Below are 26,364 nucleotides of genomic sequence, written 5' to 3' on the forward strand. Positions count from 1 at the left end.
ATGAGTAACGATTTTCAATTTATTGAAGTGGGTCGTAAAGATCCAACTAAACACCCTGCGGCAAAGCGTTCGACTCAGTTTATTGAGATTTATCAGCCCTTTGCACAAGCACAGGTGAGTGAACAAGCGGACCGTTGTCTCGATTGTGGTAACCCTTATTGTGAGTGGAAATGCCCGCTGCACAACTATATTCCCAACTGGCTGAAACTGGCGCAACAGGGCCGAATCATGGAGGCGGCGGACTTAGTCCATGAGACCAATACCCTGCCCGAGATCTGCGGCCGCGTCTGTCCACAGGACAGACTCTGTGAAGGGGCTTGTACCCTAAACGCCGACTTTGGCGCCGTGACTATTGGTAATGTGGAGAAATACATTACCGATACCGCCATCGCCCAAGGCTGGCGTCCGGATATGAGCAAGGTCACGCCCCGTAAAGAAAAAGTGGCGATTGTGGGCGCAGGTCCAGCTGGCTTAGGCTGCGCCGATATTCTTGCCCGTAATGGGGTTAAGGCTGTGGTGTTTGATAAATATCCCCAGATTGGTGGCCTGCTGACCTACGGTATTCCCGCCTTTAAGCTGGATAAAGCCGTGATGGCAACTCGCCGCACTGTGTTAGAAGGCATGGGTATCGAGTTCAAACTGGGCGTAACTGTGGGCAAAGATGTCGCCTTTAACCAACTGCTTGAGGAATACGATGCTGTCTTCCTCGGTATGGGAACCTACACCGCCATGAAAGCGGGCCTTGAGGGCGAAGATGCCCAAGGCGTGTACCAAGCCCTACCCTACTTGATTGGCAATACCCATCACCTGATGGGCAGCACAAGCCCTGATACGCCTTACCTTAACCTTGCCGGTAAGCGCGTGGTGGTCTTAGGTGGTGGTGATACCGCCATGGACTGTGTTCGCACCGCCGTGCGCCAAGGTGCCAGCAGTGTGATTTGTGCCTATCGCCGTGATGAAGCCAACATGCCAGGTTCACGCCGCGAAGTGCAAAACGCCCGTGAAGAGGGAGTGAACTTCCTGTTTAATCGTCAACCCGTGGCGATTAAAACCCAGGACGGTAAAGTGGTGGGTGTGGAATGCGTTGAAACCCAAATGGGTAAAGCCGATGCGAGTGGCCGTCAACGTGCTGAAGCAATTGAAGGCAGCGAGCAGTTACTCGACGCCGATGCGGTGATTATCGCCTTCGGTTTCCAACCTAGCCCTGCGCCTTGGTTTGCCGATTACGGCATAGAACTCGACCAATGGGGCCGAGTAAAAGCCAGTAAACAGGCTGATAACCCATTCCAAACCACCAATCCAAAGGTATTTGCTGGCGGCGATATGGTCCGTGGCTCGGATCTGGTTGTGACCGCAATTGCCGAAGGACGTGATGCCGCGCAAGGTATTCTTAACTACTTAGATTAATTGTTTTTTGTTGTACCGCTGTACCTGTGAGTCTCGGACTCGTACCCACGAGTCCACCATTTGCTTGTGAATTTTGGCGCACCTTAGGGTGCGCATTTTTTTACCCATTCGCCGTTTAACATTATCCCAATCAAGCAATCGCAATCCCACAATAACGTCAAAGCATAACTGTGGTATATTAGCCGCCATTCTGTTATCCCACTCTTTTAGTGGCATCACACATTCAGTTGAATCAAAAGGGTCTCCCATGAAAATTGGTATTATTGGCGCAATGGAGCCAGAAGTTGCCCATCTTATTGCGGCTATGACAAACGCCTCTTCGCAAACGATTGCGGGTATTGAATTTATCGCTGGCACCTTAGCGGGCAAAGACGTTGTAGTGACGCGCTCTGGTATTGGTAAAGTCGCCGCTAGTATTGCCACCACGCTGCTGATTGATAAATACGCCCCCGATGCGGTAATCAACACAGGTTCTGCGGGTGGTTTTGTCGATTCACTGTCGATTGGCGATATCGTGATTTCATCCGAAGTGCGCCACCACGATGTGGATGTCACCGCATTTGGTTACGAAATTGGCCAAATGGCGCAGCAACCTGCGGCATTTATTCCGGCGCCATACTTAGTCGAAGCCGCCAATAAGGCCATCGCACAATTAGGCGAAGTGAAAGCGATTGAAGGCTTAATCTGTACTGGCGATAGCTTTATTTGCGATCCAGTACGTACCAAGACCATGTTGGAGCACTTCCCAACCATGGCGGCCTGTGAGATGGAAGGCGCGGCAATTGCTCAAGTGTGCCACCAATTTGGCGTGCCATTTGTGGTGATTCGCTCGCTCTCTGACAACGCCAACAACGACTCGCCCGTCGATTTTGATTCCTATATTGTGAAAGCGGGCTACCATTCAGCGCTGATGGTGATGTTGCTACTTGAGCAATTAGATACAAACTCAGTACAGTAATAAACAAAAGCATATTTGTGGAAAGTACCTGATGAAAAGCTCTTTTTATCAACAACTTGTCGAAATTGATGGCGCTTTTTTTGAATGCTTCTTGGTACTTTTCTTAGCTTTATTACTGGCGCGTTTAGCGCCATTACCCAGAGAAATGCAGCCACTGATTTGGTTTAGTCACTTAGCCAAACAACTCGCAGCCAAAGTCAATCGCCCCGGGCGCGCGCCCAGCCAACAGGCAACCGCTGGCTTTTTAGCCATGTTGTTACTGGTATTCCCCTTCTGGGCGATTATTACTTTTTTGCTCGAGCTCGCAGCCTTCCCATGGTTTTTTGAGTTTTTAGTGCTGTATCTGTGTTTGAGTGATGCGGGCTTTAGCCAAGTGGCCGACGAAATCGCTAAAGCATTAAACCGCGAGGATAATGCCAGCGCAAAAAAGTTATTACAGCCGTGGGTTATCCGTGATACGGATAATCTGTCGGAAGTAGGCTTAACCAAAGCGACGATAGAAAAACTGGCTACAGCGCCGATTTACGGCACGGCTTCGACTATCTTCTTCTTTGCGATCGCGGGCGCGCCTATGGTGCTGGCGGTCAGAATGATTAAACAACTCGAGCTCAGCTGGCCACCTATACAACCTAAATATCAGCATTTTTGCAGCACTGTGAATATTATCTCAACTGTATTACTAACTATTCCTGCCTGGTTATGGAGCCTATCTATTGCGATTCAGGGGGGCCCTAAAGCCTTGGCATTACTGTTTCGCACCTCTAAAAATCATCCCGCCCTACGGGGTTATGTGATGAGTGTGTCCTTAGTGGCGAATATTTTACGGATTGAATTAGGCGGACCGCAGAAGTTTTCGGGGCAACGCATTGATGTAGCGAAGATAGTCTATGGCCCACAGCCGCACCATGAGAGTATTACCCCAGCAGTAAAACTCACCTCACGCGCCTGCGCAATTTGGTTTAGTTTTATCACGCTTCTTCCCTTCCTTTGGGCGGGTTTACGCTGGCTACAAACCCTGTGATATGATGCCTCTCATCTTAACATTAGGTTAAAGGCTGACTATCTTGTTCGAAAACATGCATGTCACATTAACAACTCCTGCGTTGTTATTTCCGGCAATTTCCTTGCTATTACTAGCTTACACCAACCGATTCTTTGCACTGGCAGCATTGATCCGTCAGTTGAGTAACGGCGACAAACCCGTGCATCAGGATCAGATTAAAAACTTAAGTCAGCGGATCAGGATTATTCGCCGCATGCAGGAAGCTGGTGTATCGAGTTTTGCCCTGTGTGTGCTCTGTATGATTTTTATTTATATCGGTTTTAACAAGACTGGCTCCATCATCTTTGGTGCCAGCTTGTTACTCTTACTTTATTCACTGATTTTATCTGTCATTGAAATTCGTATTTCTGTGGATGCGCTGAATATCCATATAAAAGAGATGAGTAAATGAACCATTGGATTTACTTCTTCGATTTATGTGGCACAGCAGTATTTGCCCTTTCCGGCGCCTTAGCAGCAGGACGTCATCGCATGGACCCCTTTGGGGTGATAGTGCTCGCATCGGTCACAGCTGTAGGTGGTGGCAGTATCCGTGATGCGCTGATTGGCGCCACACCCGTGTTTTGGATCCGCGACCCGAACTACATCATAGTCATACTCGCCACTGTCCTAGCTTGTTTGCTGTTAGTACGCCGACCACGCAAGATGCCGGAGTATACGCTCCCCGTAGCTGATGCCTTAGGTTTAGCCCTGTTCACTGTGATTGGTGCAGAAAAAGCCCTCAATATGGGGCTAAGTGGCATGATTGCCGTCGTGATGGGCTTGATCACGGGCGTAGGAGGAGGCATTATTCGAGACTTACTGTGCCGACAAATCCCTATGGTATTGCGCACAGAAATCTATGCCACGGCCTCTATTATCGGCGGTATTGGTTATACCGTAAGCTTAGCCTTGGGTATGGGCGAAAAAACGGCACTGTTTTTAGCCATGACCAGTGCATTAATGATCCGCCTATGCGCCATCAAATGGCATTTGTCGTTACCCGCCTTTGATCTCAAAACCAAGAGGGAATAGTTTGCGAATATTGTGTCTTTTAGTCTGCCTTATGTTTATTCCGGCGCTGTTTCCTGTGTCTGTACATGCAAACTCAGGGGAAATGCCTGCGGAACAACAGTTAGCCATCAAATATATGAACGCGCTCACTGAACACGACTATAAAACACTCGGCAAATTCTATAACCGCGATAGTATTTTCTTCGATAAAACTGCCAATCGTAAATACACGGGTGGTCGTTTTATTATCGACTTTTTCGAGCGCGCCCATGAGGGAGTGCTCGAATATGATTTTAATATCGAGCATATGTATAACGCGGGCTCATTAGTGGTGATGATTGGTAACTATCACTTTAAGGGGCCAGGGGAGCAATTTGGTAAGCCCGGCAAAATCATTGATGTCGCTATCCCTGGCGTGACTAGCCTTAAACTTGATATGCGCAACCATAGAGTCGCAGAGCATGTGGATCTGATTGACTATCAGACCATGTCAGACCAATTAGCGATGCAATAATCACAAAATTTCGCTTTGATTGAAACTTGAGCCCTAAAAATGAGTCGAAATCTACAATGAGTCATGCGACCGAACCATGGCGCTGAATGCCTAATTCGTTCGTTTAGTTTCAATGAGGTTTGTATGAAGTTTTTTGGACTGATTGCCCTGCTCGCCCTAAATGCTTTGATACTCGTGCCCAACGCACAAGCGCAGCAGCCGATTATTGTTTCCTATGCGGTGCAACCTGTAAGCCATTTCAATCAACAACTGCGTGTTGCCCAAGCACAACATCAAGCTTGGAGTGAAGATCCCAAAACCATAAGTAACCAATACGCGGGGCAAAAGTTCACCCTAGTTCGGACCCAGCCGAAAAAGTATGGAATATTGACCTATCAAGTGAGTGAAATATCTAAACAACATCCACAAATGCTGTTGATTTTATCACTCAAAAAAGATGCCCAACGCTGGCAGGTCGATTCAGCTCAACTAGCTTGGAAGTGTCGTGATGGCCAGCATTTTGGCACCGACAGATGTAATATTGGTGAACATGAGGCCAGTACGGCACCTTAAGCCTGCATCTCACATGTAGCCAGCACCAGATAAAATGCAGATATAAAAAGAGCGCCCTTAGTTAGGCGCTCTTTCTTCTTACTTGGTAAGTACTTATTAACCGTAATAAGCACTTATTCACTGTACTCGAGTCGTGATATTCGATTCAAGCTAAACTCAGATTGGTTAAACCAAAGTCACTTTAGCAAACTTACGCTTACCGACTTGGAATACGGCAACCGTGCCAGCGCTTAAGGTCATACGGCTATCGTCAACCTTCTCACCATCCATCTTCACCGCGCCTTGCTTGATCATACGCATCGCATCGGAAGTCGAACCCACTAAGTCGGCATCTTTAAGTAAGTTAGCAATCGCTAAGCCTTCACCCGCCGCTAATTCAACCTCTGGGATATCATCAGGGATAGCACCCTTTTGAAAACGGTCGATAAAGGCTTGATGGGCACTTTCAGCGGCGGCTTCGTCGTGGAAGCGCGCAATGATTTCCTTCGCGAGTGCAATCTTGGTATCACGAGGGTTAGCACCGTTGGCGATATCTTGTTTGAACTGTTCAATCTCGGTCAAAGGACGGAATGACAGCAGCTCAAAGTAACGCCACATTAATTCGTCAGAAATCGACATGATCTTGCCGAACATTTCATTGGCGGGCTCACTCACACCAATGTAGTTGTGCGCCGATTTAGACATTTTCTTCACGCCATCTAAACCTTCAAGCAGTGGCATCATAATCACAGCTTGTGGTTTTTGGCCTTCGGCTTTCTGTAACTCACGACCCATTAATAGGTTGAACTTCTGGTCAGTCCCCCCTAATTCAACGTCGGCCTTGAGCGCTACAGAGTCATATCCTTGCAGTAGCGGATACATAAATTCGTGGATAGCGATTGATTGACCCGATGCATAACGCTTCTTAAAGTCATCACGTTCCATCATACGAGCAACAGTTTGCTGCGAGGCTAAACGAATCATCCCAGCCGCGCCTAATGGCTCTAACCAGCTCGAGTTGAACTCGATACGCGTTTTTGCAGGATCAAGGATTTTATAGACCTGCTCTTTATAGGTCTCGGCATTGGCTAACACTTGCTCACGAGTCAGTGGTGGACGAGTGCTGTTTTTACCACTTGGATCACCCACCATACCGGTAAAGTCACCAATTAAGAAAATGACCTCATGACCTAACTCTTGGAATAATCTTAACTTATTTAAAATTACTGTGTGTCCAAGATGGATGTCCGGTGCGGTAGGATCTGCGCCTAACTTGATACGAAGTGGACGTCCTTCTTTGAGTTTTTCCAGCAGATCCGATTCGAGTAGGATCTCGTCGGTACCACGTCTAATTTCTGCTAATACTTGGTCTAAATCAGCCATCTCGGCGGGGACTCCTAAGGCCATAGTCATAAAATGAGGAGACTTATGTTACTTGTTAGCCACCACAATTGAAAGTGTGTACACTAACGGGATTATTCAAGCCTTAGGTTATCGGTATCGGCGTCAATGGGAAAGGTTATAACGTTATTTAAATTGTTGCCTAAAAAGCATCAAATTCTCCTCAGCATTCTTTCTGTTATCACAATGATAACCTTGCTCTTTCCATCTGAAGAAGCCCAAGCTTCAAGACAAACTCAAGGTATTGCAGATCATCAAGTCAACACCCGTTACGATGTGCCCTTAGCCTTTCGCTCACCAGAGCGTCCAGAAGGCATTGAAGGACAAACACAGGATGAGGCAAATCAAGCCACAGCCTTGTCTTCAGTAGACGCGTTAGCTGCGGGTAATCATTCAGCCCCCGAAACCCTAGAGAGCGCCCACCATAGGGATGTTGAGCATTTTAATGTTAAGAATGGCGATACTTTAGCCGCCGTTTTTGAGCGAGCAGGACTCACCAGCAAAGATGTATATGAAATCACTCAGTTACCGCTCGCCAAGCAGAATCTATTAAAAATCATTCCCGGCGAAGAAATTGTGATCTCTAAGGACGTCAATGGTGATTTAACCGAAGTGCGCTACCGTGTTGATGCGATATCAACCTTAGTGATCACTAAAGATCACGACAGGTATTTTGAAAAAATCACCGAAAAAGACATTGAAATTCGCACTCAATTCACCAGCGCGAAAATTAAGAGTAACTTCTGGAACGCTGCCGTAGATGCGGGCTTAAATGCTAACCAAATTATGCAACTCTCAACCGTATTTGGTTGGGATATCGACTTTGCCTTAGATTTACGCGAGGGCGATAGCTTCGCCATTATCTATGAGCAAGAGTATGCCGAAGGCGAGTTTTTACGTAATGGCAATATCTTAGCTGCGGAGTTTATTAACCAAGATGAGCGCTACACTGCAGTGCGCTACACCGACGGTAACTACTATTCCGAAAATGGCACAAGTATGCGTAAGGCATTCTTACGCTCACCGGTTGACTTTAAATATGTCAGTTCAAACTTTAATCCTAAACGCCTGCATCCAGTGACAGGACAAGTTAAAGCTCATCGTGGTGTTGACTATGTTGCCGCAATTGGCACCCCCATTAAAGCGGCAGGCAATGGACGAGTTATCGAATCCGGCTACAATCAATTTAATGGTAACTATGTGTTCATTAAGCACAACGATACCTACACGACCAAGTATTTACATTTGACCAAGCGTAATGTCAGCAAAGGGGCTAGCGTTAAGCAGGGGCAAATTATTGGCACATTAGGCAAAACAGGACGCGTCACGGGTGCTCACCTACACTATGAATTTATCGTCAATGGGGTGCACCGCAATCCAAGAACAGTGGATTTGCCCAAAGCCGAATCAATCGCCCGTAAAGAAAAATCTCAATTCGATACTATCAGCAAACAGTTGATGGCAAGCATTTCACAGAACAAGCAAACCCAATTGGCGATGCAATAACGACGGATGGATTCCATCAAATGAACAAGGCTTATTATATTGGACTGATGTCAGGCACCAGTATGGATGGTGTCGATGCTGTGCTAGTCGACTTTGCGGGCGAACAGCCGCAGCTGATTGCAACGCATACCGAGGCGATCCCGAGCCATTTGCTCAAAGGATTACAACGCCTGTGTCTGCCAGGCAATGATGAAATTAACCGCCTTGGCCGCCTAGACCGCAGTGTTGGCAAATTATTTGCTCTTGCAGTCAATAACTTGCTCGCCAAAGCCCTGATAGCAAAAGAAGACATCATAGCCATTGGTAGCCATGGCCAAACTGTGCGCCATATGCCAAACCTTGAGGTAGGCTTTACCCTGCAGATTGGCGATCCCAACACCATAGCAACCGAAACGGGCATAGATGTGATTGCCGATTTTCGCCGCAAAGACATCGCCTTAGGCGGCCAAGGCGCGCCATTAGTGCCCGCATTTCACCAGCAAACCTTTGCCCAAGTCGGAAAAAAACGCATCATCCTCAATATTGGTGGTATTGCCAATATCACCTATCTGCCGGGTAATAGCGATGAAGTCTTAGGCTTTGATACTGGGCCGGGCAACACCTTAATTGATGCCTGGATTCAGCAAGTAAAGAATGAACCCTATGACAAAAATGGTACTTGGGCAGCATCGGGTAAAACCGATCAACAGCTACTCGCGCAATTGTTGTCGCACCCTTATTTCTCCCTTGCTTATCCAAAGAGTACTGGGCGAGAACTATTTAATCAGGCCTGGTTAGAGCAGCAATTATCGGCGTTTAATCAATTAGATGAAGAAGATATTCAATCGACACTGCTCGATTTAACCTGTCACAGTATTGCCCGCGACATCCTTAAACTCGCCCAAACAGGGGAATTATTTGTCTGTGGTGGTGGCGCTTTCAATGGCGAGCTAATGCAGCGTTTAGCAGAGTTACTGCCGAATTATCATATCGATACCACCTCAGCACTCGGAGTCGATCCTAAATGGGCCGAAGGCATCGCCTTTGCGTGGCTTGCTATGCGTCACCATTTAGGTTTGCCCGCCAACCTGCCCGCCGTCACTGGCGCCTCCCGCGAAGCCGTTTTGGGTGGACGTTTTAGCGCTAAGTAACATTAATGGACACAAATGCTCTCGAGTATTTGTGTCCTGATGATTCTCTTCTTCTATCGACTAAATCACTTTTAATAAAGCCAATTCAAAAACACTGCCAACAACCAATATCCCCTCACATTAAAGTTATCTTTGTCTTTGATATTAATCTAAATACTTAAAACCCATCTATGCTTGATCACAGTTGTGTCATACAAACTTGCTAAAGTGGTTGTTAACTAAGCCGTAAATACGCAAAGCTCAGGTTGTGATGGTCTATAGAGATCCGAACAATCTGCAGACATAACACTTCAATTAAGGGAATGGTTATTTATCTAGCTACACTTAACCAGCAAGATAAACAATGGTTTATGCAATGGCGTCAAAAAGCCATACCGACATAAATCGACTGAATAGGAAATCAATCAATGAATATGTCACAAAAAATGGCGGCAGAATTTTTGGGCACTTTGTGGCTGGTGCTCGGCGGCTGTGGCAGCGCAGTACTGGCCGCAGCTTTTCCTGAGGTGGGGATAGGCTTACTCGGAGTGTCACTCGCCTTTGGCTTAACCGTTCTCACTATGGCCTTCGCGATTGGTCATATCTCAGGTTGCCACCTCAACCCGGCGGTATCATTTGGACTCTGGGCTGGCGGACGTTTTCCTGCATCAGAACTGTTGCCTTATATCATTGCCCAAGTTGCGGGCGGTATTGTCGGTGCTGGCGTGTTGTACGCAATCGCCTCTGGGCAAGAAGGTTTTAGTCTCGCGGCAGGTTTTGCTTCTAATGGCTTTGGTGAACATTCTCCAGGCGGCTATAGCATGATATCGGTAATGATCTGCGAAATTGTAATGACCTTATTTTTTCTACTCGTCATTTTAGGCTCAACCGATGAACGAGCGCCTAAAGGCTTTGCCCCGATCGCTATTGGTTTATGCTTAACCCTAATCCACCTCATCAGTATTCCTGTATCTAACACCTCAGTAAACCCTGCCCGCAGCACTGGCCCAGCGCTATTTGTTGGTGATTGGGCCGCATCACAATTATGGCTATTTTGGGCAGCTCCGATCATTGGTGCCATTTTAGCGGGCGTTATCTACCGTTATTTCAACGCTGCCAAGTAATCCCTCTATGCCAACAGCGCTTTGGCTGCGCTGTTGTGCTTTTTCAAACCCCGCTCTAATGTTACCATCTTGGCAACTGGTGAGTTTTGCTGTGCCCACGTTTTTACTTTTGTGGCACGACAGGCTTCGCCCTATTCACGCATAAGAGATATTTTCATGAGCAAGACTGTTAAAACCTTTGCAGAAGCCGCTGGCATGACTCCAGAAGCGCGTTACGACTACCTTGTTGAACAAATCAAGCAACATAAAGTGTTATGGACGCTTCAAGATCAAGATGGTTGCGTAATGCTAACCACTGAAGATGAAGACTGTATCCCAATGTGGCCAACCGAAGAAGCGGCTGAATCTTGGGCAGTCGATGATTGGAGCGACTGCCAAACCTTAGCGATTCCCTATGATGAATGGCATGAACGATGGGTACCAGGCATGGAAGATGACGATCTGTTCGTTGCCGTATTCCCTGTACAGGACGACTTAGGTGTGGTGATCCCACCCTATGAATTAGATCAACGTTTAGTCACTAAACAAAGCCACTAATCCACAAGGGCAAACCACAATGTCGCTGAGCGAGCAAGAATCCTCTTTGGCAACGCAGGCTACGCCACCCTTGGCAAAAGCCCGTTTACCTAAACGCTTAATTGCTTTGCTGCTACTTTATGTCGCAGCATCGGTAAGCGGTTTAATCGCCAAACAAGGGGTACTTTTCTGCCTGTTAACCCTATTGATGGTGCTTGGGATTATAGGTCGCCAAAAGGCTGGGCTAATTATGCTAAGAGGTTATACCTTAGTGCAGTTAGCATTAGTAAGTATGCTGCCAGTACTGTTATACGATCCTGACAACCTCGTCGCAGGACCAACCACAGTGCACCTTGGCCAGTGGCAGGGGAAACTACCTGACTATGTGATTTTTACTGTGTTGATTGTCTTATCTTTATTGCAGGTTTGGATCGCATTCGATAAGGACGTTAAAGCTTGGTTTAAGCCCAAGTTAAACCTCAATATTATGAACTAACGGCCTATACCAACGCAGCTCAGTAGATCATTACCAATAAAAAAGCCGTCTTGTCGACGGCTTTTTTATTTTCTATATCAGCTAACTACATTTGTAACACAAGCTTATACAGAGAAACTTGCACCACAGCCACAGGTGGTTGTGGCATTAGGGTTCTTCACAAAGAAACGCGAACCTTCGAGACCTGAAGTGTAATCCACTTCACCGCCAACGAGGTATTGTAAGCTCATGGGATCGACGACCAATTGGACGCCTTGTTTCTCAACAGTGAAGTCGCCTTCATTGACCTTTTCATCAAAGGTAAAGCCGTACTGAAATCCAGAACAACCACCGCCAGTAACATACACGCGTAGCTTAAGTGCAGGATTTTGCTCTTCTTCCAACAAGCCTTTTACCTTAGCGGCTGCCGCATCGGTAAATTTAATTGGCATTGTTGCGTCAGCTTGATCAGTCATTACTACCTCTTACATCAGTTTTCTGGGGCAAATTATCCGTTACCTGACTATTTTGTTCAAGTATTACCCGCGGTTCTTTTTCACCCTGTAATAATTCAGGGACACTATAGACATGTTCTGTCTGCGAATTTTTAGTCCAGCGGCTCGAAGGCACCACCACTTTCACTTTGACTTGCACCACATTAAAACCAGCTGGCACAGTAACTTTGGTATCTATGACCTGAAAATAGCGAAAATCAAATTCAAGCTTAGAACCCGTGAGTTTGTTCACACTTAACTCAACAGATTTACCATCTTGCACACCAATAAGCGTGATTTCGGTGCGGCCTTGAATCGCCTGCTTACGTTTTTGCAGCTGAGTCAAAATCAGTTTGAAATTATATTCATCAACCAAGGCCCCAGGCGTCATTTCTAGGCCATGGATAGCCACACCTTCAGCGTTGTCATCTGGTGACATAATACTGCGATAAAAGGCTAATTCGTGCTCTAGCTCTTTTTGTTTTTTCATCTGCTGTGCAAACATATCTTGCATTTGCGCATTGGCTTCGCGTTCGACAGATAGCTCTAAATTGCGGGTAGCGAGTTCCTGGGTTTGCAACTCAAGTTCAGCGGTAACACGTTGTAATTTACCCCCACCAATGTGCTTCACGACAGCTTCATCACTGTTTAATACAATAAAGCTCACCCAAGCGCCCAATAAAAATGCTACAAAAACTAATAGCAATAAATACTTGGTCGATGGACGATACTTTAAATCCATGACTTGCAGCCGGTCTAGCCAACGATGATAATTTGGCATTAGGTAACAGCCCCTTATATAAAATACAATCAACTCAAGAACGAGTTCGATACAATACAACTCAGGCCAATGCAGTGCAATTAACGATAAATAAAGCCGCGATTCAAGACGCTATCAGCACAGCTAAAAAGTACTTAACTAACGAGCTACGTGATCATTTATCTCAAGCCAAGATCAGTGCGCAGCTGTGCTTACTGGCCTTGTTATTCGCCATCTTCGCCTCCTGCGTGATCCTGTTGTTTCGACTCTTGCTCCTGTGGGCAAACCATTACACCCAAATCGAGACGCAGGATTTTACGGGTAACATCACCGACTGGCGAGCATTGTTGCCACTTTTTGGCGCCTTGTTGATCTGGATTGTCGCCAAACTCGGCTCCAAACGTTACAAGCGCATGGGGATTGCCTATGTATTACATAGGGTTAAATTGCACTATGGCAAAATTCCGCTGCAATCTGCCGCAGGGCAATTTTTTCAGGCCTTGTTTGCCTTAGGGACTAATTTTTCGGTGGGCCGTGAAGGCCCCGCCATTCACCTTGGCGCCGTAAGTGCCAGTGTTCTAGCCGAAAAATTTAATCTTCCCGACAATAGTGTGCGAATTATGTGCGCCAGCGGCATTGCAGCAGGGATTGCCGCCACCTTTAACGCGCCGCTAGCAGCAGTGATTTTTGTACTCGAAGTGATCGTGCGCGAGTACAAAGTGCATTACTTCTTCCCGATTATGCTATCCGCCATTTGCGGCGCGGTTTCCAGCCAACTGGTGTTTGGTAATGTGCACGAGTTTGATCGTATTCAGGTGATCCATATTCCATTGGATCACTATCCGATTTTAGCCCTTGGCGGTATTGCACTAGGCTGCGCCGCCGCCTTCTTCAATTACACGCTCCTTAAAGTCACTGCCACGGGGCAAAACTGGCCACTGATTTATCGGCTCTTGCTGGCGGGAGGTATCACCACCCTGATTGGCTTAATCTTGCCGCAGGCGCTGGGCACTGGAGATTTAGCGATCAGTGAAGCCATTAGCGAGCATCCCAGTTTATTGCTGTTAATCGCCCTGCTTGCCGCAAAGATTATCGCCACCATTGCGGCAATAGGGCTTGGGATCCCGGGCGGATTGATTGGCCCGCTCTACGGCATCGGCGCCTTAATCGGTGCCATCTTAGCCTTAGTCAGTGCGATGTTATTCCCTTCGATTGCGCCTTACGTTGGCCTCTATACAGTGATAGGCATGACTGCCATGATGGGCGTTTGCCTAAGTGCGCCGCTCGCTGCATTAGTCGCGCTGCTCGAAATGACCAACGATGCCAGTATTATTCTGCCCGCGATGTTTGTCACAGCTCCCGCATTTTTGATTGCCTATCAAGGTTTTAAAACTAACTCGATCTTCTTCAAACAGTTAGAAATTATGGGCTTAGGCTATAAAGTGGCCCCCGTGAATCTGGCGCTACAGAAAAAAGGCGTACGAGCCTTGATGGATAAACGCTTCGTTATCGTCAATAACAACGACGAGCTGCTGCTCGAGGTGTTAAAACGCGCCGAAGGTCGCCCTGTGTTAGTACGTAATGCCGATGGGCTAATAGAAATGCTCAGCCTTGAGATGCAATCCTTTGATGACAACATCACCCTCTCACGTCATCCCATGCAGGGACTAAGTGATACCAAAACCTTAGATGAGGTCTATTCAATACTGTCACCCAAGCGCAGCGGTGAAGTCTTTATCTATCAAGACACGCCAGATAACGTGGTAGGGGTGATTAGTTGGTCGAACCTACAGCAAGAAATTCGCTCAGGCCAAGTCTAAGCCAAATCACAGACTAAACAGTCAACCAAGAGTGGATTGGATTCACAAAATCCTGTTGTTTCACGGTAAAAATACATTACAGAGGCAAGGGTGCTATTTCGCTGCCTTGGTGCATCTGTTACAATCGCGCCTCAGCCACCCTACATAACATTAGGGCTACGAGCGCAATATCTGCACTTGAACGCCCCCTAGCAATTGGAAAACAGGCTGATGAACCAGTTCGAAGGATCCCACATCCTCTCCGTAAACCAGTTAGATCTTGATTCAATCCAAACTATTTTTAATGTCGCCCACCGCATGATGCCCTATGCACTTCGTGAGAAGCGCACAAAAGTGCTCGAAGGCGCCATTTTAGGTAACCTGTTTTTCGAGCCAAGTACCCGTACCCGCGTCAGTTTTGGCTGTGCCTTTAACTTACTCGGCGGCCATGTGCGTGAAACCACTGGTATGGCCTCTTCGTCCTTATCTAAGGGTGAATCCCTGTACGATACCGCCCGCGTACTCTCGACCTACTCCGATGTGATTGCGATGCGCCACCCTGACTCTTACTCTGTCAAAGAGTTTGCCGAAGGTAGCCGCGTCCCAGTGATCAACGGTGGTGATGGTTCGAACGAGCACCCAACCCAAGCCTTGCTCGATTTGTTTACCATTCAAAAGGAGTTAGGTCATGCGGGCCGCGGTATCGATGGCATGCATATCGCCATGGTCGGTGACTTAAAATTTGGCCGCACCGTGCATTCATTGTCACGCCTGCTGTGCATGTATAAGAACATCAGCTTCACACTGATTTCACCAGCTGAATTAGCTATGCCTGATTATGTGATCTCAGACATTGAAAATGCTGGCCATAGCATCAAAATAACAGACCAGCTTGAAGGCCACTTAGATAAAGCAGATATTCTTTATCTGACTCGCATTCAAGAAGAGCGCTTCCCATCTCAGGAAGAAGCAAACAAATACCGCGGTAAATTCCGTTTGAATCGCAGTATTTACACCCAACATTGCAAATCTAACACTGTGATCATGCACCCACTGCCACGGGATTCGCGAGCACAAGCTAATGAGTTAGATAATGATTTAAACAGCCATCCTAATCTCGCTATCTTCAGACAGGCGGACAATGGACTGTTAATTCGTATGGCACTGTTTGCATTGACACTCGGGGTTGACTCACAACTCGAAAAATATGAGTGTCCTGTTAATTGGTATTCACGTAAAGCCGATCGCTAATCGGCTACATACTTTAAGGACTTAACATGACCCGTTCCGAAGCGCTATTTGAACAGGCTAAAAAAACCATCCCCGGCGGTGTTAACTCTCCGGTTCGTGCATTTAACGGTGTAGGTGGCTCACCCCTGTTTATTGAAAAAGCTGATGGCGCTTATATTTACGATGCCGATGGTAAAGCTTATATCGACTATGTCGGCTCTTGGGGCCCGATGATCCTCGGCCACAACCATCCGAAGATCCGTGAAGCCGTATTGGCTGCGGTACATAATGGTCTGTCTTTTGGCGCGCCGACCGAGCTTGAAGTACAAATGGCTGAGAAAGTGATCGCCATGGTGCCTTCTATCGAGCAAGTCCGTATGGTGAGCTCAGGTACTGAAGCAACCATGAGTGCCATTCGCTTAGCGCGCGGTTTTACTAATCGTGACAAGATCTTAAAATTTGAAGGTTGCTACCATGGTCACGCTGACTGTCTATTAGTTAAAGCAGGTTCCGGTGCATTAACCTTAGGCCAACCCAGCTCTCCTGGTATTCCTGAAGATTTCGCAAAGCACACCTTAACTGCTGTGTATAACGATCTGGATTCTGTTCGTTCGCTGTTCGAGCAATATCCAACTGAAATTTCTTGCATCATTATCGAACCCGTTGCTGGCAACATGAACTGCATTCCACCTATCCCAGGCTTCCTCGAAGGTCTGCGTAGCCTGTGTGATGAGTTTGGTGCGCTGCTGATTATCGACGAAGTGATGACAGGTTTCCGAGTATCAAGAAGTGGCGCTCAAGGTCACTATGGCGTTACACCAGACTTAACCACACTCGGTAAAGTCATCGGTGGCGGTATGCCTGTAGGTGCATTTGGTGGTCGTAAAGATGTGATGCAGTTTATCGCACCAACTGGCCCTGTATACCAAGCAGGCACGCTTTCAGGTAACCCTATTGCGATGTCAGCGGGTCTAGCACAAATGGAAGCGCTGTGTGAAGAAGGTCTGTACGAAGCGCTGAGCGCTAAAACCAAGCGCATCGCCGAAGGCTTTAAAGCGGCGGCTGATAAGCACGGCATCCCAATGGCGATCAACTATGTTGGCGGTATGTTCGGCTTCTTCTTTACTGAGCAAGAGCAGATCACTCGCTTCGACCAAGTGACTAAGTGCAATATTGAGCACTTCCGCACTTTCTACCATGGCATGTTAGATGAAGGCGTTTACTTAGCACCGAGTGCTTATGAAGCTGGCTTCCTGTCGATGGCCCATGGCGAAGAAGAATTGCGCCTCACGCTTGAAGCGGCTGATCGCGTATTAGCTCGCATGAAAGCGGCAATGTAAGCGAGCGCTTAAAATATCAAGGGACGCATTAGCGTCCCTTTTTCTTACTTAGCTTTTGAAAGTAATATTGTGCAAATCTTAGCCCAATCAATAGCTATCGGACTTTTTTGAACCTAAGGCCGACTTAAAGATAATCGCTGCGACTAAGGCTTGTAGAGTTAACGTGAGGTGATCAATCACTAAGCTAGGATTGTGGAATATACCCAAAGCAAGTAATTGTTTACCACTGTAGATCAGCCAAACCAAAGAGCCTAAGAGTAAGAGACTCCGGAGTACAAAGTTCATTTTGCAACATCCTCAAAATACAACATCCAGTGTCCTAACGATAAAAGAGGCACAAGATACCGCTCACTTTCTGTTCGGTCAATATTTCGACGTGGTCATATCTGTGACTCACTCAGCACATTCCGTACAATTGTCGGTAATAAACTCAAATCCAGCATCTAATTTGAACCATTGAATTTTCAATCAGAATTTTCTCTCTAAAGAAAAATTAATTGCAGGATCGATAAAATAACGGCTTAGACTTTAATCGTAGATCTTACTTTACACTCAATAACCAACCCGAAATAAACAACATAAAAAACCAACAAAAAACCACAAGACAGTATTTAAAACTAAAAACACACCCAAACAACTGAGATACACATCACAAAGCAACGCAAAACTGAGTTACAGCTAACAGTTGCGTTATTCGCGCCATTATGTTCTGATCCGCACGCGTTAACACGGCAAACTTAATTAAGCCTTGATAATGCCACTCAATAGCTCGCCTTTGGCCTGCCACGACATTAAAACAGCAGTTGGAATTGCAGTTATGCTATATACCTTTCTGATCATACTGGCACTGCTTGCATTGCTCAGTATTATTTTTGAAGAAGTAACCCACCTTAATAAAGCAAAAACCACCTTATTCTTTGGCTGTATTTCATGGGTAGCACTATTCATGGCTGCTGGAGATCCTAGCCATGAGAAGTTAGTTGCTCATCAACTCAATGAAAACTTGCTTGAAATTGCCACCTTGTGGCTATTTTTAATGTCGACAATGACCTTTGTGGCCTATCTTAACGCCAAAGGTATGATTCAAATCATGGTGCAGAAGCTCTTTCCACAAAAGGTTTCTGTTCGGTTATTGATGATACAAGTCGCATTATTCTCGCTAATTCTGTCCGCCTTTTGTGATAACGTCACTGCTACATTGGTTTCTTTGGGTTTGTTAACCACCTTTAAACTCGATAAACAAATGCGTCGCAGAATGGCGGTGTTGATTATTTTCGCAGTGAACTCAGGTGGTGTAGCATTGATCACTGGTGACGTCACCACGCTGATGATCTTCCTCGCGGGTCACGTGCATATCTCCGAACTGTTAATGCTGTTCATCCCATCAGCCGTGAGTGTCGTTTTACTGGCAACGCTCTTTTCGCTAAAAGCTGAAGGTATCGTCTCAACAACCCCAATTAAACATAGTTATCAAACGGTTGATCTACTGATTGCCCTCGTGTTCTTCTGCACGATTTTAATGACCATGTTACTCAACATTTTGTTTGGCATCCCTCCAGTACTGACCTTCTTAACCGGTCTGTCCATCATGTTCCTGATTGGTCATACAACGCGCAGCGATAAAGAAGAAATCAAGATCCTTGAATATATCCGCCAAGTTGAATATGACACTTTGTTATTCTTCTTAGGGATTTTATTGCTAGTTGGCATGCTTAAAGAAATCGGCACCTTAGATATGCTGACCGAGGCCTATGCCCTATTTAATCCAAATATCTCAAACTTTGTCACAGGCATGGGTTCAGCTCTTATCGATAACGTGCCACTCACTGCTGCCCTATTAAAAGCAGAACCTGTACTCAACACTCCAGAATGGTTAGGCTTAACCTACAGTGTGGGCGTAGGTGGTTCATTGTTAGTGATTGGTTCGGCTGCGGGTATCGTGGCCATGAGCAAAGTAAAAGAGCTCACTTTTGTAAGCTACTTGAAATATGTACCTGCACTATTCCTATGCTACTGTGTTGGCTATGGCTTAACTTTATTCCTCGCATATAACTTCTTTGCTTAATTTAAAACGATAAACAAAAGGCGCCAACAGGCGCCTTTTGTCTTAAGAGAATGCCTTACATCGCCGGAACCCTAAACTGTGTTCCTTGAATGTCTAAAACGACATCCCGCGGACGAATGGCAATGATCTTTAACTTACCACCAATCATATCGCCTTCCTGTAACTCGGCACCGTCAACGTTTAACCAACGCTGACTCGCATCCGTCGAATAAACATGGGCAACAATATTAAATTCTGGTACTTGTAGTTGTAATCCCGCAGGCAGTTGCCCGTATTTAGGAATATCGCCATTTTCCGTTTTAGGGATAGGATCAAGCTTAGGCTCTGTCACAGGTGTTTTAGCCGCTTTGACATATTCCACCTCTTTCAGTGCATCTTGGAAGGTCGCGACCAATTCATCATCTTGACGACTCTGCGCCGTATCCAAGCCAACATCCGTCGCCGCAGCATTAACTTGTTGACGCAGCGCCTCAAGTGTTGCTAACCCTTGACGATTAGCATTCGCCCCCAACATTATTGGTTCAGGATCGGCAAACTCTTGCGCCAGCTCCCCATTTTCGGCAGATGATGGCTGGGCGCGAGTTGTTTCATCTAAGGCCGCTGACGTCGCAAGATAGTCATCATAACTAGGATCAGCATTTGAGGAGGTATTTGTAGCGACAACCTGTGACGAATCTACGCTCGGATAAGCTTGGGCGCTTAAAGGCACATCATTTAATACCTGCTCCCTGGGCAAAGCGACTTTCCCAGCTAATCGAAATCCTGCGGCGTTCCCCTGAGTAACAGTATCTTCCTGTGTGGCAACCGTAGTGGCTGCACTTACTGGGTCATTTAAGGATGCGGTCCGGTTAGCCTGACTCGTTGAGACAGAGCTATCAGAACCTGTATTTGAAGCATGCTGAGTTATCACTGTGCCCGTTTGAAGATCACTTCTACTATCATCATTAGCCTTCAAGGGCATCATTGAATTGACCTGTTGCCAATGCGCAACGCCCCATGCCACACCGATACCAAGAGTAATCGCAACGGCAAGCAGCGACAATTTTGCAGCAGGGAAAGAAGCCTTGCGTGGCGCAGGATAACTTGCCCTCGGCGTTAGTACCGCATCGGGTAAAGGTGAAGCTTGCTGTTGTTTATTACGGGTTACCGCGTCGAGTAAAATGGACATTAACTCTGGGCTCCATTATCGGTTAGGCGCGGCCCTTGATCACTTAAGTACAAATTCAGTCTCACTAACGTTTGATTGCCTGCAATACCGTCAGCCTTCAATCCATGTTGGCTTTGAAAGGCTTTAAGATCATTCTCCAACTTAAGATCAAATTGGCTGACTCGGCGTGAAGGTCGTTTAGCCACATGGGCAAGCGCATTCTCCAGCCACTGTAATTGCCCAGGGCTCGATTTTTGGCTAATTTCCAGCATAGGTAAATTGGGGGCCTGCCAGAGAATTTCAAAGGTGCCGCTAAAGTGTTGATTGAACCAAGCTCTATCAACCCAAAGCTGCTGCTCGCCCAATTGCATCAATAGCTGATCACTATCAACTGCAATGACAGCACCATAAAAATCTTGTTGATTATCATCAACTAAATATACAACGGCAGGATAATTTAGCCGCGTAATCGACATCCAATTTCCCTGCTGTTGATAACATGACAGCCCCTGTTCCCGTGCAGACTGACAGGCAGTGAGGCCTTTAAATGGGACTTTGCCCCACACATTAAAAAGACCTGCAAAGGCGGTATCAATACTTCGACTTTGTTTGATAGCCTCCTGTAATACCCGCAGACTTGGGTCAGCCGCCACAACAGTATTTTGCACTTGAGTGAGTGCTGGTTCAGTATTATTTACTGGCGTTTGGCTTTGCTGAACAGAACTGTCAGTTACAACTGTTTGTTTGGCGTGGATAACAGGCTCAGTCGTCACATTGGCAACCGCGAGTTTATCCGTAAACAACCAATAGGATACTCCAAAAGCTAGTACCAATGCGGCGGCGATAGCACTTGGCCACAGATACTTATGCTGCTGCGGTTCTTCCTCCCCTAATACTTCAGCAGCCGCTTGTCTCACCATATGGTGATCAATGGGCACCTTAGATTGAGCATACCCAGCCATAAGGGCTCGCTCGCACAATAAGTTGATGAGACGAGGAATACCACCACTGTATTTATGCAGTACCTTAATGGCTTTTCGCGTAAATAAAGGTTCAAAACGACCAGCAACCTGCAAACGATGCAATACGTAAAGGGCAATTTCATCTTCATTTAGCGGCAATAAATGATAACGAGCAGTGATCCGCTGGGCTAATTGCCGCAGTTCTTGTCGTTTGAGTAGCAGTTGGAGTTCAGGTTGGCCAATCAAAATGACTTGCAGCAGTTTTTTCGTATCGGTCTCGAGATTGGTGAGCAACCTTAATTGCTCTAATACTTCGGCACGCAGATGCTGCGCCTCATCGATGATGAGAACGGTATTGCGGCCCTTCTCATGATTGGCGAGTAAAAAACGGCTCAGATGGTCAGTCAGTTGCTTGAGCGTTGGATTTTCACCATAACTAATCTTCAACTCATCGCATAGGGTGGCGAGTAACTCCAACTCAGTCAGCGAAGGATTTAAAATAAATGCTGTATCAGTATTGTCAGGTAATTGTCCTAGTAAACAACGAGATACTGTTGTCTTCCCTGTGCCGACCTCTCCCGTTAGTAACACAAAGCCACCCGTCTCACCCAACCCGTAGGTTAAATGGGCTAAGGCTTCTCTGTGTCTGTCACTCAAGAATAAATAATGTGGATTGGGTGCAATCGAAAAAGGGTTATCACTGAGTCCATAAAAGGCCTTGTACATACCACCAATCATCCTAAGCTAAAAATAACGCCCCACGTTAAAACGTCCAAAGGATATTGTCAAAGCATCAGCAACATGGATGTGACATTCTAATAAATATCTACACTCTAGTTCGCCTTGCAATGGCATCATCATGATAAGCTATGCCTATGGCACACTCGCTAAAATAATCCTGTGAAAATTTACTTAGTTGGCGGCGCTGTACGAGACAGCCTGCTAAACCTTCCAATAAAAGATAAAGATTATATGGTTGTCGGCGCTACTCCTGAGCAAATGCAGCAATTGGGCTATCGCCAAGTAGGTAAAGACTTCCCGGTCTTTTTACACCCTAAAACCCAGCAAGAATATGCGTTAGCGCGTACGGAGCGTAAAGTGGGTTTGGGTTATGGTGGTTTTAGCTGTTATGCCAGTCCCGATGTTACCCTAGAGCAAGATTTGCTAAGACGCGATCTCACCATTAACGCGATTGCCCAAGATGAAGAAGGCAATTTGTATGATCCCTATAATGGTGTCGCGGACATACAGGCACGGCAACTGCGGCATGTGTCAACAGCCTTTGCAGAAGATCCTTTAAGGGTGTTACGAGTGGCACGCTTTGCCGCACGTTTTCATAGTTTAGGTTTCAAGATTGCTACAGAAACCATGTCCTTGATGCAGCATATGAGCCAAACCGAGGAATTAACGGCGCTTACGCCTGAGCGCGTTTGGCAAGAAGTCGATAAAAGTCTCGGCGGCCCCAATCCAGAGATTTTTTTCCAAGTGCTGCGGCAATGCGGTGCATTGAAAATCCTATTCCCCGAAATTGATGCACTTTTTGGTATCCCACAACCGGAAAAGTGGCACCCTGAGATAGATACAGGTCTGCATACTCTGATGGTGTTAACACAGGCAACATTACTGACTCAAGACAAAGCGGTACGCTTTGCAGCTTTAGTGCACGATCTGGGTAAGGCATTAAGCCCCAAAGAACACTGGCCTAAACACCATGGCCATGGACAAAAAGGATTACCCGTCATTAAAAAACTGTGTGAACGGTTACGAGTCCCTAACGAGTATCGCGACCTCGCTCTATTGGTTAGTGATCTGCACCAAAACGTACACCAAGCATTTGAATTAAGAGCCGAGACAATTGTTAAAGTCTTCGATAAAGCCGATTTTTGGCGTAAACCAGAACGACTAAATCAACTCTTATTGGCTTGTATCGCCGATATGCGAGGACGCACAGGCTTCGAGCATCAAGCCTACCCGCAAAGTGACTACCTTAATGCGTGTTTTTTAGCCGCTAATAATGTGGATATAAAAGCCATCATCGCAGCAGGATTTCAGGGAGGACAGATAAAACAAGCGCTCAATTTGAGGCGGATTGATAACGTCGAGCAAGTGAAACTCAACTGGCCACACCAACAAGCCAAACTGACGCCATAAAATTGTAATTTTTTTGTAAACACATAAACACTTTCTAGTAAATGGGACACCATTTTTCGATGAGAAATGACGATATAACCGGGAAAAAACGCTTTTAAAAAAAAATTTATATGTCTATAGTGGTTAAACGCATTAATATTCGTAGCAAATTAAAATAGCTATGTCATAATTAGGCAGTTTCGATTACCAAGTGACGAAACATTCAAATCCAACCTATTTTAAGGGATTTTTTACAATGAACAAAAAAGTACTGATGATTGCTGGTTTAGCAATGACTGCCCTACTAGGTGGTTGTGCAAACACTACTGCTCTGGAAGAAAGCGTTGCAACTCTGGGCAACAAAGTTGATCAATTGTCAGCTGATGTTGGCTCTCTGAAATCAGAGCAAAGCAAACTGTCTGCAGACGTTAAAGATGCTAAAGCAGCAGCTATGGACGCACAAGCAGAAGCTAAACGCGCTAACGACCGTCTAGACAACGTTGCTTCTCGTTACAAGAAGTAATGATAGGTAATTAACCTGTAATTCATCAGGTTAAGATCAAAGGCTTGAGAGAGATGAAAGCGAATAGCACATCGATCCAAGCCTTTTTTTATGGTTGATTGTCAGCTTTCACAAGCTAATTCCGTAATAAGCCAAGCTGTGTTGAATAACTGAAATTTAGCTAATGCTTATTAGCTTCACAAACCAAACTCTCAGCTTGACATCAAGATAAACTCTTATCGAAAGAAAACGACTTTCCAGTATTAATCATTCTTAAACTGGTATATCCATCGTAAAATCGATTTTTCACTTTTCATAATCCTCTCCCCTGTTCTCACTAAAAACGTTATTTTTATTAAATCCGACTTTCCGCACCTGATTTAGGAATAAATTTGCCGATACCGTTCGCCTAACACGTCGAGAATGATCTGCTGGTCCACTGTGAGTCCTGTGACTTGAGGTGGCGCCTCTCCCAACTGGTACTCGTGCACCCCGCCAAAGCGTAAAAAAATCCACCGCGCAGTCGGTTTTTGCGTGGGTTTCTTTTTCATGTCCGCCACACTCCGGTTCTGCTCTACTAAGCCCTGCCGGATCCGGTGCTCCAGCGCCGCATAAATCATCAGGCTACAGGTCATCACCATCAGCAACGCTTCGATACGTTCCGGTTTTTTAAGATATAACGAGGAGGTTAAAAATTCGGGACTTTTCAGAAACCTAAAACCACGCTCGACATTCTGCTGGGCTTTATAGGTAGCCAACAGCTCAGCCATGGTGAGCGTTTCACTGTGATCATTGGTCGCGAGGATGAACACCCCTGTCTGGTTGCGCGCCTCAGCCACCCGCGCCAAGCTACTTGCGGCTAACCCCTTGATGTGAAATTGGTAGTTCACCGGCATTTCACCCTTTTGGGGCCTTCCGCGCCCTGCATAGATAGGTTCACTCACGACTTCTGCTTCTAGTTGCAGCAGATTTAAGCTGACAGCAAAACGGGCTAATTCAGCCTGCGCATCGGTCTCGCAGGCAAAACGCTGGGCACATAATTTGTTGAAGGCTTTCAGTTCACGCGTGCTGTCTTTCAGTAGGTTTTTGGCTAATGTTTGCTGCTCACGGTGGCTGGCCTGTTCGCTGCGCACCAGCAACCAACGCTGCGCGACGTCGGCATAATTGGCGCTTTGCCAACAGCCATGATAGCCATTGCCCAGCGCAACCAGCGACTGGGTGCCAATGGTTGCCACGGCTCGCTTGGCTTCATTGAGGGTGACAGGCACACGAGTCACGAACAACTGTTGCTGTTGTGCCAGTAGTTGCAAGGTGTCGGCGCAATACAGCGCCGCATCGCCGACCAGATAACGACTCTCCTGCGCGGCCTTGAGACTGCTCAAGTGGCGCCGTACCGTCTGGGCAAAGGCCTTGGTATCATTAATATTACCACTCAAGGCTTGCATGTAGATGGGCAGGCCGGCCTGATTTTCACAGATAAGCTCCAGGATAACCTGGTTTAGCTCTGGCCGATGGTCGCGGCTATAGCCCCGTACCAATTGCAACTTACCGAGCTGCTCGCCATCGGCTTGGTCATAGGCGCCATCGACGTGGAAGCTGGTGATATCGAGGTGTACTGCAGTACTTTTGAGCCCCAATCGTTCAACGACCTGCTCCGCCATCACCTGATAAAGCGTGCTGACATCGGCCTCAAAGAGGGCATCAAGGCAGCGGCCGAGCACATCATCATTGAGGTCATCGGCACAGATCCCCGGGCCAATCAGGCGTTCTACAGGCTTGTTGGCAAAGAATTGCGGGAACATGTGCAAGGTCGAACTATGAAAGCCAAGACCGTTCAGTATCATCGCCACCAACGCTTCACCATGTGAGACTTTGTAGGGCGGCGTTTTGGGTAGCACCGCATCAATCATGCGAGCAATGCCGAGTTCTTGGCAAAGTGCAGCGACCAAACCAAGGTGGTCGAGGTTACGGATAGAGATAGCGGGAGCGGCCATGATGAATTACCTGCAAAAGAGAGTAATAGATCAGAATGACCGATCGCCGTCAAGTTTTTTAAATCGAAAATTAGGTGCGGAATGACGGTTAAATCTCTTAACGGGTATTTTAATGAAAGTACAACAGCGCAAACTCAAGCAATTTGCGAGACAAAAGCAGTTAAGAGGTTATATCTGTAATGAACGACGGCTGAATAAATAAAAACTTCAAGGCATGCAGTCCTAGATTAACATGAAAGCAACATAAAAGCTCGATTATTATCATGCACTTGCATTATTCACTCTACAGAAGCATCAAGTAATAGAATACCTAAGCTTATGAATAGGTTAAAAAACATCCAATA

Annotated in this window: 25 protein-coding genes; 18 read left to right on the plus strand and 7 right to left on the minus strand. The window is 46.5% G+C overall.

Features of this window, described 5'->3' with window-relative positions; all coding sequences use genetic code 11:
* From CEQ32_RS09355 to CEQ32_RS09390, 7 genes are all read left to right on the plus strand, one after another.
* Positions 1–1,407: an FAD-dependent oxidoreductase gene (locus CEQ32_RS09355; RefSeq protein WP_088585908.1), complete on the plus strand. Its 1,407-nt coding sequence runs from the start codon at positions 1–3 to the stop codon at positions 1,405–1,407.
* 247 nt (positions 1,408–1,654) lie between these two features.
* Entirely contained in the window at positions 1,655–2,365 is a 711-nt protein-coding gene (locus CEQ32_RS09365) for a 5'-methylthioadenosine/adenosylhomocysteine nucleosidase (protein WP_055646706.1), read from the plus strand.
* Between the two features lie 31 nt (positions 2,366–2,396).
* A complete protein-coding gene (locus tag CEQ32_RS09370; RefSeq protein WP_088585910.1) occupies positions 2,397–3,386 on the plus strand; it encodes a cobalamin biosynthesis protein in 990 nt (329 codons plus the stop codon).
* Positions 3,387–3,441: 55 nt separating this feature from the next.
* On the plus strand, positions 3,442–3,819 hold the full coding sequence (locus CEQ32_RS09375; RefSeq protein WP_088586971.1) for a DUF2721 domain-containing protein: 378 nt from the start codon (positions 3,442–3,444) through the stop codon (positions 3,817–3,819).
* On the plus strand, positions 3,816–4,442 hold the full coding sequence (locus tag CEQ32_RS09380; RefSeq protein WP_037427599.1) for a trimeric intracellular cation channel family protein: 627 nt from the start codon (positions 3,816–3,818) through the stop codon (positions 4,440–4,442). Before CEQ32_RS09375 ends, CEQ32_RS09380 begins: the two co-directional genes overlap by 4 nt.
* Position 4,443: 1 nt before the next feature.
* Positions 4,444–4,935: a nuclear transport factor 2 family protein gene (locus CEQ32_RS09385; protein ID WP_037415527.1), complete on the plus strand. Its 492-nt coding sequence runs from the start codon at positions 4,444–4,446 to the stop codon at positions 4,933–4,935.
* A gap of 123 nt (positions 4,936–5,058) precedes the next feature.
* Positions 5,059–5,487, plus strand: a complete 429-nt coding sequence (locus CEQ32_RS09390) for a hypothetical protein (RefSeq protein ID WP_088585911.1) — start codon at positions 5,059–5,061, stop codon at positions 5,485–5,487.
* Positions 5,488–5,652: 165 nt separating this feature from the next.
* Here the strand turns inward: CEQ32_RS09390 and tyrS are convergent, their stop codons facing one another.
* The gene (gene tyrS / locus CEQ32_RS09395; RefSeq protein WP_088585912.1) at positions 5,653–6,849 is read right to left on the minus strand and encodes a tyrosine--tRNA ligase; all 1,197 of its coding nucleotides are present in this window, start codon (positions 6,847–6,849) and stop codon (positions 5,653–5,655) included.
* A 126-nt stretch (positions 6,850–6,975) separates the two neighbouring features.
* On the opposite strand from tyrS, the gene CEQ32_RS09400 reads away from it, so the two are divergent.
* The 5 genes from CEQ32_RS09400 to CEQ32_RS09420 all read left to right on the plus strand — a co-directional run bounded on the left by CEQ32_RS09400 (position 6,976) and on the right by CEQ32_RS09420 (position 11,618).
* Positions 6,976–8,373 (plus strand): peptidoglycan DD-metalloendopeptidase family protein, encoded by a 1,398-nt coding sequence (locus CEQ32_RS09400; protein ID WP_055646708.1) that lies wholly within the window; start codon positions 6,976–6,978, stop codon positions 8,371–8,373.
* Positions 8,374–8,393: 20 nt separating this feature from the next.
* Positions 8,394–9,503: an anhydro-N-acetylmuramic acid kinase gene (locus CEQ32_RS09405; protein WP_055646709.1), complete on the plus strand. Its 1,110-nt coding sequence runs from the start codon at positions 8,394–8,396 to the stop codon at positions 9,501–9,503.
* Between the two features lie 407 nt (positions 9,504–9,910).
* Complete coding sequence (gene aqpZ, locus CEQ32_RS09410) at positions 9,911–10,606, plus strand: aquaporin Z (RefSeq protein WP_055646710.1); 696 nt, start codon at positions 9,911–9,913, stop codon at positions 10,604–10,606.
* A 156-nt stretch (positions 10,607–10,762) separates the two neighbouring features.
* The gene (locus CEQ32_RS09415; RefSeq protein ID WP_037415505.1) at positions 10,763–11,143 is read left to right on the plus strand and encodes a DUF2750 domain-containing protein; all 381 of its coding nucleotides are present in this window, start codon (positions 10,763–10,765) and stop codon (positions 11,141–11,143) included.
* A gap of 19 nt (positions 11,144–11,162) precedes the next feature.
* Positions 11,163–11,618 carry a hypothetical protein gene (locus tag CEQ32_RS09420; protein WP_037415501.1) on the plus strand — a complete coding sequence of 152 codons (456 nt, stop codon included), beginning with the start codon at positions 11,163–11,165 and terminating at the stop codon, positions 11,616–11,618.
* A 104-nt stretch (positions 11,619–11,722) separates the two neighbouring features.
* Here the strand turns inward: CEQ32_RS09420 and erpA are convergent, their stop codons facing one another.
* Positions 11,723–12,073, minus strand: coding sequence for an iron-sulfur cluster insertion protein ErpA (gene erpA, locus CEQ32_RS09425; RefSeq protein ID WP_011071517.1), 351 nt, complete (start codon positions 12,071–12,073; stop codon positions 11,723–11,725).
* Complete coding sequence (locus tag CEQ32_RS09430; RefSeq protein ID WP_047537771.1) at positions 12,066–12,872, minus strand: DUF6776 family protein; 807 nt, start codon at positions 12,870–12,872, stop codon at positions 12,066–12,068. The genes erpA and CEQ32_RS09430 overlap by 8 nt, the downstream gene beginning before the upstream one ends.
* Before the next feature lie 74 nt (positions 12,873–12,946).
* On the opposite strand from CEQ32_RS09430, the gene CEQ32_RS09435 reads away from it, so the two are divergent.
* The 3 genes from CEQ32_RS09435 to hemL all read left to right on the plus strand — a co-directional run bounded on the left by CEQ32_RS09435 (position 12,947) and on the right by hemL (position 17,220).
* Entirely contained in the window at positions 12,947–14,671 is a 1,725-nt protein-coding gene (locus CEQ32_RS09435; RefSeq protein WP_055646726.1) for a chloride channel protein, read from the plus strand.
* Positions 14,672–14,881: 210 nt separating this feature from the next.
* Positions 14,882–15,901, plus strand: coding sequence for an aspartate carbamoyltransferase (locus CEQ32_RS09440; protein WP_037427609.1), 1,020 nt, complete (start codon positions 14,882–14,884; stop codon positions 15,899–15,901).
* Positions 15,902–15,927: 26 nt separating this feature from the next.
* The gene (gene hemL / locus CEQ32_RS09445) at positions 15,928–17,220 is read left to right on the plus strand and encodes a glutamate-1-semialdehyde 2,1-aminomutase (protein WP_037427610.1); all 1,293 of its coding nucleotides are present in this window, start codon (positions 15,928–15,930) and stop codon (positions 17,218–17,220) included.
* Positions 17,221–17,307: 87 nt separating this feature from the next.
* Here the strand turns inward: hemL and CEQ32_RS09450 are convergent, their stop codons facing one another.
* Positions 17,308–17,505, minus strand: a complete 198-nt coding sequence (locus tag CEQ32_RS09450; protein ID WP_037427612.1) for a hypothetical protein — start codon at positions 17,503–17,505, stop codon at positions 17,308–17,310.
* A gap of 532 nt (positions 17,506–18,037) precedes the next feature.
* On the opposite strand from CEQ32_RS09450, the gene nhaD reads away from it, so the two are divergent.
* Entirely contained in the window at positions 18,038–19,285 is a 1,248-nt protein-coding gene (nhaD, locus tag CEQ32_RS09455) for a sodium:proton antiporter NhaD (RefSeq protein WP_037427613.1), read from the plus strand.
* A gap of 55 nt (positions 19,286–19,340) precedes the next feature.
* On the opposite strand, the gene CEQ32_RS09460 is transcribed toward nhaD, so the two are convergent.
* Both CEQ32_RS09460 and CEQ32_RS09465 read right to left on the minus strand, forming a co-directional pair.
* Positions 19,341–20,453 (minus strand): general secretion pathway protein GspB, encoded by a 1,113-nt coding sequence (locus CEQ32_RS09460; protein WP_069454475.1) that lies wholly within the window; start codon positions 20,451–20,453, stop codon positions 19,341–19,343.
* On the minus strand, positions 20,453–22,120 hold the full coding sequence (locus CEQ32_RS09465) for an ExeA family protein (RefSeq protein WP_088586972.1): 1,668 nt from the start codon (positions 22,118–22,120) through the stop codon (positions 20,453–20,455). Before CEQ32_RS09465 ends, CEQ32_RS09460 begins: the two co-directional genes overlap by 1 nt.
* A gap of 174 nt (positions 22,121–22,294) precedes the next feature.
* On the opposite strand from CEQ32_RS09465, the gene CEQ32_RS09470 reads away from it, so the two are divergent.
* Together CEQ32_RS09470 and CEQ32_RS09475 are read left to right on the plus strand one after the other, a co-directional pair.
* Complete coding sequence (locus CEQ32_RS09470; protein ID WP_088585913.1) at positions 22,295–23,545, plus strand: multifunctional CCA addition/repair protein; 1,251 nt, start codon at positions 22,295–22,297, stop codon at positions 23,543–23,545.
* Positions 23,546–23,780: 235 nt separating this feature from the next.
* Positions 23,781–24,047, plus strand: coding sequence for an Lpp/OprI family alanine-zipper lipoprotein (locus CEQ32_RS09475; RefSeq protein ID WP_007650000.1), 267 nt, complete (start codon positions 23,781–23,783; stop codon positions 24,045–24,047).
* A gap of 359 nt (positions 24,048–24,406) precedes the next feature.
* Here CEQ32_RS09475 and CEQ32_RS09480 read toward each other — a convergent pair whose 3' ends face one another.
* Complete coding sequence (locus CEQ32_RS09480; protein WP_011715680.1) at positions 24,407–26,020, minus strand: IS1634-like element ISShes12 family transposase; 1,614 nt, start codon at positions 26,018–26,020, stop codon at positions 24,407–24,409.
* Positions 26,021–26,364 lie beyond the last annotated feature (344 nt).

Source organism: Shewanella sp. FDAARGOS_354, from assembly GCF_002209245.2.
GTDB lineage: Bacteria > Pseudomonadota > Gammaproteobacteria > Enterobacterales > Shewanellaceae > Shewanella > Shewanella xiamenensis.

What these genes read in the sequence shown, in the direction of transcription:
- CEQ32_RS09355 (WP_088585908.1), top strand. Translation starts at nt 1, where the DNA reads ATGAGTAACGATTTTCAATTTATTGAAGTGGGTCGTAAAGATCCAACT.
- CEQ32_RS09365 (WP_055646706.1), top strand. Translation starts at nt 1,655, where the DNA reads ATGAAAATTGGTATTATTGGCGCAATGGAGCCAGAAGTTGCCCATCTT.
- CEQ32_RS09370 (WP_088585910.1), top strand. Translation starts at nt 2,397, where the DNA reads ATGAAAAGCTCTTTTTATCAACAACTTGTCGAAATTGATGGCGCTTTT.
- CEQ32_RS09375 (WP_088586971.1), top strand. Translation starts at nt 3,442, where the DNA reads ATGCATGTCACATTAACAACTCCTGCGTTGTTATTTCCGGCAATTTCC.
- CEQ32_RS09380 (WP_037427599.1), top strand. Translation starts at nt 3,816, where the DNA reads ATGAACCATTGGATTTACTTCTTCGATTTATGTGGCACAGCAGTATTT.
- CEQ32_RS09390 (WP_088585911.1), top strand. Translation starts at nt 5,059, where the DNA reads ATGAAGTTTTTTGGACTGATTGCCCTGCTCGCCCTAAATGCTTTGATA.
- tyrS (WP_088585912.1), bottom strand. Translation starts at nt 6,849, where the DNA reads ATGGCTGATTTAGACCAAGTATTAGCAGAAATTAGACGTGGTACCGAC.
- CEQ32_RS09400 (WP_055646708.1), top strand. Translation starts at nt 6,976, where the DNA reads ATGGGAAAGGTTATAACGTTATTTAAATTGTTGCCTAAAAAGCATCAA.
- CEQ32_RS09405 (WP_055646709.1), top strand. Translation starts at nt 8,394, where the DNA reads ATGAACAAGGCTTATTATATTGGACTGATGTCAGGCACCAGTATGGAT.
- aqpZ (WP_055646710.1), top strand. Translation starts at nt 9,911, where the DNA reads ATGAATATGTCACAAAAAATGGCGGCAGAATTTTTGGGCACTTTGTGG.
- CEQ32_RS09415 (WP_037415505.1), top strand. Translation starts at nt 10,763, where the DNA reads ATGAGCAAGACTGTTAAAACCTTTGCAGAAGCCGCTGGCATGACTCCA.
- CEQ32_RS09420 (WP_037415501.1), top strand. Translation starts at nt 11,163, where the DNA reads ATGTCGCTGAGCGAGCAAGAATCCTCTTTGGCAACGCAGGCTACGCCA.
- erpA (WP_011071517.1), bottom strand. Translation starts at nt 12,073, where the DNA reads ATGACTGATCAAGCTGACGCAACAATGCCAATTAAATTTACCGATGCG.
- CEQ32_RS09430 (WP_047537771.1), bottom strand. Translation starts at nt 12,872, where the DNA reads ATGCCAAATTATCATCGTTGGCTAGACCGGCTGCAAGTCATGGATTTA.
- CEQ32_RS09440 (WP_037427609.1), top strand. Translation starts at nt 14,882, where the DNA reads ATGAACCAGTTCGAAGGATCCCACATCCTCTCCGTAAACCAGTTAGAT.
- hemL (WP_037427610.1), top strand. Translation starts at nt 15,928, where the DNA reads ATGACCCGTTCCGAAGCGCTATTTGAACAGGCTAAAAAAACCATCCCC.
- CEQ32_RS09450 (WP_037427612.1), bottom strand. Translation starts at nt 17,505, where the DNA reads ATGAACTTTGTACTCCGGAGTCTCTTACTCTTAGGCTCTTTGGTTTGG.
- nhaD (WP_037427613.1), top strand. Translation starts at nt 18,038, where the DNA reads ATGCTATATACCTTTCTGATCATACTGGCACTGCTTGCATTGCTCAGT.
- CEQ32_RS09460 (WP_069454475.1), bottom strand. Translation starts at nt 20,453, where the DNA reads ATGTCCATTTTACTCGACGCGGTAACCCGTAATAAACAACAGCAAGCT.
- CEQ32_RS09465 (WP_088586972.1), bottom strand. Translation starts at nt 22,120, where the DNA reads ATGTACAAGGCCTTTTATGGACTCAGTGATAACCCTTTTTCGATTGCA.
- CEQ32_RS09475 (WP_007650000.1), top strand. Translation starts at nt 23,781, where the DNA reads ATGAACAAAAAAGTACTGATGATTGCTGGTTTAGCAATGACTGCCCTA.
- CEQ32_RS09480 (WP_011715680.1), bottom strand. Translation starts at nt 26,020, where the DNA reads ATGGCCGCTCCCGCTATCTCTATCCGTAACCTCGACCACCTTGGTTTG.